The sequence below is a fragment of the Mariprofundus micogutta genome, from assembly GCF_001895085.1.
In the GTDB taxonomy this organism is placed as follows: domain Bacteria; phylum Pseudomonadota; class Zetaproteobacteria; order Mariprofundales; family Mariprofundaceae; genus Mariprofundus; species Mariprofundus micogutta.
The window spans coordinates 87,586-95,602 of the sequence record NZ_BDFD01000010.1; the positions used below are offsets into that span (position 1 = coordinate 87,586).

Annotated in this window: 4 protein-coding genes; 1 reads left to right on the forward strand and 3 read right to left on the reverse strand. The window is 48.8% G+C overall.

The features are described from left to right. Positions 1-23: 23 nt before the first annotated feature. Both MMIC_RS07020 and MMIC_RS07025 read right to left on the reverse strand, forming a co-directional pair. The gene (locus MMIC_RS07020; protein ID WP_072659752.1) at positions 24-3,500 is read right to left on the reverse strand and encodes a PPi-type phosphoenolpyruvate carboxykinase family protein; all 3,477 of its coding nucleotides are present in this window, start codon (positions 3,498-3,500) and stop codon (positions 24-26) included. An 83-nt stretch (positions 3,501-3,583) separates the two neighbouring features. Continuing rightward, positions 3,584-3,838 carry a VF530 family protein gene (locus MMIC_RS07025; RefSeq protein ID WP_072659753.1) on the reverse strand — a complete coding sequence of 85 codons (255 nt, stop codon included), beginning with the start codon at positions 3,836-3,838 and terminating at the stop codon, positions 3,584-3,586. A gap of 136 nt (positions 3,839-3,974) precedes the next feature. Between MMIC_RS07025 and MMIC_RS12475 the strand changes: the two genes are divergently transcribed. Beyond that, entirely contained in the window at positions 3,975-5,762 is a 1,788-nt protein-coding gene (locus MMIC_RS12475; RefSeq protein WP_143144902.1) for an immunoglobulin-like domain-containing protein, read from the forward strand. 104 nt (positions 5,763-5,866) lie between these two features. Here the strand turns inward: MMIC_RS12475 and MMIC_RS07050 are convergent, their stop codons facing one another. Continuing rightward, positions 5,867-7,744 (reverse strand): alkaline phosphatase D family protein, encoded by a 1,878-nt coding sequence (locus tag MMIC_RS07050; protein WP_072659754.1) that lies wholly within the window; start codon positions 7,742-7,744, stop codon positions 5,867-5,869. Positions 7,745-8,017 lie beyond the last annotated feature (273 nt).

Consider the following 8,017-nt stretch of genomic DNA (forward strand, 5'->3'; position numbering starts at 1 on the left):
CCTGAACATCAGGGCCGTTTGATTTACTGCTCTCTGTGAATCCAGTCTGCGCCCAGCGTACCCTGTAAACGCAGCAGATAGTCCTGACTTGTGACCCGCTCAATCATGCCGTCAGTTTGCTGGATACGTTCTGCCAGCTGAATACGTCTGTCGGATTCATCTTCATCGAGGTTTTGCATCAGGTTGGCCAGGTTTTCCTTGTGCTGCAGCCATAGCTGCGTATCCCGAGCCTGTTTGATGTTCAAACGTTCTTTGTACCAGTCGCTCTGCAGCAGATTGTCACGGCTGAACATGGCCCGGATTGCAGGGTCATGAGCATCTCTGTCTTCGAAGTGTCCGTAAGCCATAATGTGTAACAACGCTTTCAGAGGAGGGCAGGCATCATCAATCGTTCCATCAGCAAAGTAGTTGAGGGCCACGCGTTGATGGGCCTCGCAAATATTATTGATACCGTCTACAAAGCTTTCCAGATCCTGACTTTCAGGTTTTAACATCGCTTTATCAAACACCGCTACCGGTGTATCAAACACTTTCCCGAAATGATTGCGTACGAATCGCTTGGTGATCCGATAGCCCAGCCGGCTGGCCTGCACGGTTTTGCCCTGGTACTCAAAATCTTTCAGTTTTTTCAAATAGCCCCATTTGATCATATAATCAGGTTTCTGAACTTTGGCAGGCAGACGACACCAGATCTCCGGGATTAACATGCTGATGTCATGATCAATTCGGCGGCGTGAACCGATAAAACCGGCGGCAGTGGAAAAACCGTCATATCCACATAAAATGAATGATACCAGCGCATTGTTGAGGTCTGCAGTGGCAGACAGGGAATTAAACGGACCTTTGGTCAATGCGCCTTCTGAACCGGCACCGGTTGTTGACGGTGATTTTCCTGTCAGACTGCAGATAAAATCCATAAACAGTTCCGGTAGCTCCTGATAGTGAATCGGGTTGTACACAGCTAATGATCTGATTCCCGGTTCAGGCGGGTTGTTACGGCGGCCGGTGAGTACAGCATTGACTGGAAAATAGACCTGTTGCTCCGGTTCCAGCCCACGCCTCAAACGTGTACTTATCTCTGCCAGATAAGTGGAGCGAGGGTCAACGAGGTCGGGGCGATCCTGCAGATAACGTACATTCAGACTGGGCTTCCCGTCCACGATTCTGGGGTGGGCTGAAGAGACGAAATAGAGTGATTCATCCATATGGGATGCATTGCGAATCAGAGACTGCATAGGGGCGCTGAATGCCTCGAATTGCATGATGTCTTCGATCATATCGCGCGCATCTTCAGCCTGCAGGGGTTCAAAATTGGAGATGAAGCTGTTGCCACCGGACAGGTCGCTTTCGGTTTGGATATCCGAGCCACGGTTGATTGCTTCATCAGGGCGCTGGAACAGCCTGGCTTCACAATTGTCCACCAGCTTGATACTGGGGTGGTTAAAGTCCGGATTCAGCCCGCTGACATAGTTTGCAGGAATCACGATGGAGGCGCTGATATCATCTTCCATCTGCAGTTTGTACGAGGCAACAAAGTCTTGACGCAATTTGAACAGGCGCCAGCTGCCATCATCGGCAAAACCGACACGCAGATAGTTAGCCGTCAGTTTACGTCCGTTGTACCTCAATTCATGGCCGGGTTTACCATTCACCGTGTCGACAGAGAAATGCTCATGCCAGTTATCACCCCAGGCACTCCTGTAAAAGCGCTTAATCATGAAGACCAGTGCAAGGATGTTATGGGGAATACTTTTCAGCCATACATTATAGTCATCTGAATAGTCGGTATCTGAAGGGGTTAGCATCTTGATAACCGAGCCCAGACTGCGTTCTTTACTGAGCAGGCTGCGATGATCCGGTTCCTGAGCTTCGGGGTGACGAAAGCGGTTGCAATAATCACGTTCAAAAATCGCACGAACTTGTCGAATATCCTGTTCAAAATCATCAACATAGGTCGGGCCGGATATCACCGCACCGGCAATGGATTTGGAAATTTCAGACTTGCCGCCACCGGATACCGTGCTGGGTTTATGGCAGAACGTACCTTCACCGATGGTGCCGACCAGATGCCAGATGGGAGAGTGCTGATGCCGCAACATGCGCACCCTGAAACCACTCGGATAAATAAAGATATTTGAAGCAAGTAGTTTGATGGCCTGTTCACCATCTGTATTTTGCCAGCACACTTGCATATTGTGCAGGCTGATGCGCGCATTTTCCGGCAGGTAGATGATTTCGGGATAGTTTATATCGACCGCATATCCTTCCTGTCTGATTTCTATGCTTTCCCCCAAACGGTGGCAGAGATCGGAAAAGCTGTGATTGTCGAGCATGTCTGATGCCCGTGGGATATATACTTCCCCGAGATGATAGCGCGGGAATGCCAGTGCACCGCCTGCATGCTCTTCTTCACAGCCGCCGAACAGATTGGCCGAGTAGCTGATTTGGGATTTGATCTCTTTTTTGCTGTAACCGAAATAGTTGTCGGCTATGATGGTGACAATTACACCGCGCATATCGCGGCAGACCAGTTTGAAAGCATTACCGTTATTGTATAACTCATCTTCTTTTTGCCAGCTCATACCATCACGACGTTGCCGTTCGCTGGCATCGTTTACATGCGGTAAACCCAGTGCTTTTTTCGTCAGTTTCACCAGATGCGGAGCGAGAATGATGCAGCCGCTCTGGCCGGTCCAGTGATCGATATCATGTGCCGCATCATTTTCCGTCAGGAAAGGGTCACCAGCATTTCCGAATATTGACTCAACAAAATCAAGGTTGGAGACCAGACCGCCGGGAGCGAACATGCGAACTTCCATGCTCTTGTCCCACATGAGCCCTGCGACACCCTCAACACCCGGCACACCGGGCCGCACTTTTGGCCGAAGTAGTAGTGATGCCCAAACCCGGGCTTTTTCAGATTCCTGACTGGTTGCCGGTAATTCAAGCAGCTCTCCCGGTGGATCCAGAGCTTCCCTTAGTAGCGCAGCAAAGGTTTCTACAGGTACTTCAAGCTTGTCTGCAGGTACAGGAAGTCCTCCGGCTGCAATGTGAAATACTCCCTTGGTAGTTCGACGGTCACTTTTTGGGTTATGTAACACCCCCTGCAGGAGACGATAGGAATCGACCAGATCCGAGTGGAAATGCGTGCCATTCAGGGGCAGTGATATTTCACGTGCCATGCCGGGGCGGTCGAGTACAAATGTACTACCCGGCAGTTCAACGCTTTGTTGCACATTGTTTTCAGCCAGGTATGCATTTAGAAAATTCTGTATACGCTGATCAGCAGGGCAGCGGTAAGCCGAGAGGAGACGGCGCTGACGTGCGTAGTGTTTGAGTAGACTGTCTGCAATGGTCAGGTAGGAGTGGTCGCTACTATCCAGCTTGCAGGTTGGCTGACCCAGTGCAGCCAACTTGAGGTTGATATGCTGGTGCCACACATGCGGAGGAGCACTACTCTTTTTATTGTCGCTATAGGTGAATTCACTGTTGTTATTCATTGGTAGTCCATATCAGTAGTTATCTTGCCTGATGATATCAGTTTTCAGATTAAGCTGACAATATGAACAATCGATGATCATGGTTATGCGTAAGGCCAGCGTGGCTTCTTCTCATCCTCTTTTTCTCTCAGCATCTCGAGATACAAAGCTTCTACCTTGTCTCGTGCCCAGGGTGTTTTACGCAAGAACTTGAGGCTGGACTTCACGGAAGGGTCCTGATTGAAACAGCGGATTTTCACATGTATACCCAATTCGCCCCAGCCATAATGGTCGACCAGAGCATGAATCATCATCTCAAGTGTCACGCCATGCAGTGGATTGTTGGGTTGTATGTTCATTGTTAGCCTGTCCTTTTTTCCCGGTAGAGAAATAATGGCTTAAAGTGTGCCTGAAATGGATATTTGAGGGTAGAGATTTGACAAATCTTCAGTTTTATCTATTAATGCAAGCACATGTAACAAAGGGAGAGGACCAGTGAACAGAAATATACTTACTGCACTCATGTTATCATTATTGATGATGGTTGGTTGTGATAATTCGGACGGAAATTACACCAAGCCTGCAAAAGATGAAGAGGCCAACGTCAGTGATGGTGCTGCACAAAATGCCGAAAGCAAACCCTCTAAAGAGCCTGTCAAAGTTGTTACGGTTGATAAGACAGCACCGGTAATCACTTTGAACGGTGTTGATACAGTAACTATCGCCGTTGATGACACATACAAAGATGCCGGTGCAACTGCAATGGATAACGTGGATGGAGATATTTCTGATCAGATCCGAAGCACCAGTACCCTGGATGCTGCTAAAACAGGCATGTATGCCGTGGGTTACAACGTAAGTGATGCTGCTGGAAATGCTGCAGCACCTGTTTACAGATTTGTTAAAGTCGTTGAGGCCGGTTCCGCAGAGGCCATAGAAGCTGCAAAGGCCGCTGAGGCTGCAAAGGCCGCTGAAGCTGCAAAGGCCGCTGAAGCTGCAAAGGCCGCTGAAGCTGCAAAGGCCGCTGAAGCTGCAAAAGCCGCTGAGGCTGCAAAGGCCGCTGAAGCTGCAAAGGCCGCTGAAGCTGCAAAGGCCGCTGAAGCTGCAAAGGCCGCTGAAGCTGCAAAGGCCGCTGAAGCTGCAAAGGCTGCTGAAGCTGCAAAAGCCGCTGAAGCTGCAAAGGCCGCTGAAGCCGCAAAAGTAGCTGAGGCCAAGAAAGCGGCTGACGCGAAGAAAGCGGTTGACGCGAAGAAAGCGGCTGATGCGAAGAAAGCGGCTGATGCGAAGAAAGCGGCTGATGCGAAGAAAGCGGCTGATGCGAAGAAGGCGGCTGATGCGAAGAAGGCGGCTGCTGCGAAGAAGGCGGCTGCTGCGAAGAAGGCGGCTGCTGCGAAGAAGGCGGCTGCTGCGAAGAAGGCGGCTGCTGCGAAGAAGGCGGCTGCTGCCAAGAAAGTAGTTAAATCTGGTGATAGGACTCCACCGGTTATTAAGCTGTTTGGTGGTTCTTCGGCGACGATTACTGTTGGTGATATTTATGATGATGTTGGCGCATTGGCAACCGATAACGTTGATGGCGACATTTCAAAACGTATTCGCAGAACAGGTGAAATCGATAAAACAAAACCCGGCACTTATACATTGAAATATGATGTCAAAGACAGAGCAGGGAATGCGGCAGTGACCGCCACAAGAACAATTACAGTGGTGAAGGAATCAGATACCACTCGTCCTGTGATTACCCTGAATGGAAAGTCTAAGGTAACAGTGATTGTCGGTGGTAGCTATAAAGATAGTGGTGCGAAAGCCTCAGATGATGTGGATGGCGATCTCACTGCAAAAATCAATAAATCAGGTTCAGTGAACACTGCAAAAATCGGTACCTATGTACTGAAGTATTCTGTCAGTGATGCGGCAGGTAATGCAGCGATGGTGAAAAGCCGCAAAGTGATCGTATCCGGTAATCCGGTTGCAGGTGCTGCATTGGCCAAAGCGAAATGCAAGATTTGTCATAATCTTGATACAACTGCGAACAAGACCGGTCCGGGGCTGAAAGGTGTATTCAATCGCAGGGCGGGTACAGCTGCTGGCTTCCGTTATGGCAAGACCTTGAAAACATCCAGCTGGAACTGGGATGAAGCTAAGCTGAGAATCTGGCTGGGTCAGAAAACAAGAAATGCAGTCAAGCAGGTGTCCGGTGATTCAGCTGCTGCCACCCGAATGAATTTCAAAGGTGTTTCAGGCTCTGATCTGGATAACCTGATCGCGTTCCTCAAACAGAACTAGAGCTGAGGGAAGGTGTTTATTGTTTATGGCTCCCATACAGCTGATGTTTGGGAGCCATTTTTTGTACACCTGAGTGGAATGTGAACAGGTATTTATACATCGTTTCATATCTTATATGTCGTGTACTTCTTTTGACCGTCAGGAAGAGTGGTTATTAATTTTTGTCCTGTAACCTGTCCATGCTCATCGAAGTTGACCTGTGCAAGGTTGTTGATTGACGTAATGACTGCAGCTTTACCCAGAGACTTTTCTTCGGATACAACAAAATCTCCGTTTTGAACCAACACATCACGATGGCAGAACTGGAGTTTCGGTACAGCCTGATTATGAAACGGACTACTTGTCATTTGATACACGGTGATATTGTCACCGCTTGCTGATTTAAACGCACTTTTTCGCATGAATGAGTAATGTACATCACCCGAGAGTATGGCAATGGAAGCGGGGAGTTTTGAGACCGAGGTGATGGCGGCCTCAAGTTCATCCAAACCTTCATTCCATGACTCAAGATCAACAGCTGCAGCACTGCCCCCAATCACATAAGCTATTTGCTGAAGATTTTCGATAGCTTTCAGTCCAAATACAGGTGTGGCTGAAATCAGGCAAACATGTTTCCTGTTCATATCAACAGCGTTCTCCAGCTCGGTTTTTAACCAGTTCAGGGCTGACTGATTCATCAACTCAGCAGGCGAACTGGCGCGTTTTCCCTGCTGTCGACTGGTTCTTGTGTCCAGCACGATGATTGTTGGATTTGTCGGGATTACATAGGCCCAGCGGTCCGCTTCTTTCTGCCACAACAAGGTATCGAATGCATCAGCTTTACCACCCTGATAGTCCTGCGTATCGAGATGTTGTGCCAGTGTACCCATAAATTGTGCATCAAAGCGGTCAGGGTTATTTCCCCAGCCCTGAAATGCCCAATAGGCTGCAAGACCATTCGAGACTACACGCCGGGCACGCGGACTTTCGTGGATCTTTTGTTCCCAGGCAGGATTAATATTCCAGTCATCGGTAATCTCGTGATCATCGAAAATCATATATACAGAGATATTCGCCAATAGACGGCGAACTTTACTCAGGGTTTGGCAGAATATTTCATTCTGCTCACGTTCTTTTGCATAGCTATTGGCTGAAGCAGTTGCACTTGCACGTGTTTTCACTGCCGACCATGGTGCAAAACTGGTTTTTGCACCGGGTCCTCCCCATACGGTTAAATACATGGCGGCGTATTCACCGAAAGTCATCAGATGGTTGCGTGTTCTCAGTGATGTGATACCTGTGAATTCCTTGCTCAGTTGAGGCCTGCGGCCATACAGAGGCATTTCAGCAGCACAATTATGATCATCCGGGGTATTGTAACCATGCCAAACCGGTGGCCTGCGGCGCGGCATCACCTCATTCCAGCCGGTGATATGATTGCCGAGTTTGATCAGATGATCGAGCATGGGGCCGGACACATCATCGGCATAAATCTGATCACCGGTCATGAGTAATGTCGAAGGACGCTCTTCGGGGTTCTGGAATGATTCAGCCAGCAGGTCATCCGCACTGCTTAGCTGGTCCAGGTTTCCCCATGCTTTTTTTACGGGGTTTGACTGAGGTTTCCGGCAAGATCCATGTAAAACCTGAGCAAGTTTGCCCGGGATAATAAAACCGGGATATGGTTCGCCGGGGTATTTTATCTCCTGATCATCTCCCAGCAGACTCAGCTTTTGATTATCGGGCAGCTTATGTAAAATATCATAGTGAAGGATGCTATCCGTTGGAAAACCGGCTGCAGCCGGAGATAAATGAACAAGGTGTATGAACAGGTTTTTGCCGAGTTGAATTTTCTTGCTTCCCTGATTGATGCTGATCACTTCATTGTGACCACGTAGTCTGATTTCTCCGCTAAGCTCTTCATCTTGTTGGGTTGCCAGCCAGATATACACCGCTGTTGTTGTTGTGCGCCTGACAATCGGGCCACAAAGAATTGGACTCATAAACACCTCCCTGATCTTCCCACTGCTATTCAGCATAGCCGAGTTTTCAGAAAGGGCCAGTCAGAGTCTTTTCCAATATGAAATGAGTCTGAAAACGTAGTTGTCCTGTCCATCATATGGGGATGCTTATCCAGATGGACGAAAGGAAGATCAAAACAGTTGCCGATATTTCAGTCTTTCTGTCAGGAACAGATCAGACCGAGCTTAGACTTCAGGGCAGCAAAGATGATATTTATGCTTGGGTAGAACGGGCGCTGAACCGATTCCGCTATC

Bases quoted from the DNA above. Each gene is read 5' to 3' on its own strand.
- MMIC_RS07020 (WP_072659752.1), bottom strand. From the start codon at position 3,500: ATGAATAACAACAGTGAATTCACCTATAGCGACAATAAAAAGAGTAGT.
- MMIC_RS07050 (WP_072659754.1), bottom strand. From the start codon at position 7,744: ATGAGTCCAATTCTTTGTGGCCCGATTGTCAGGCGCACAACAACAACA.
- MMIC_RS07025 (WP_072659753.1), bottom strand. From the start codon at position 3,838: ATGAACATACAACCCAACAATCCACTGCATGGCGTGACACTTGAGATG.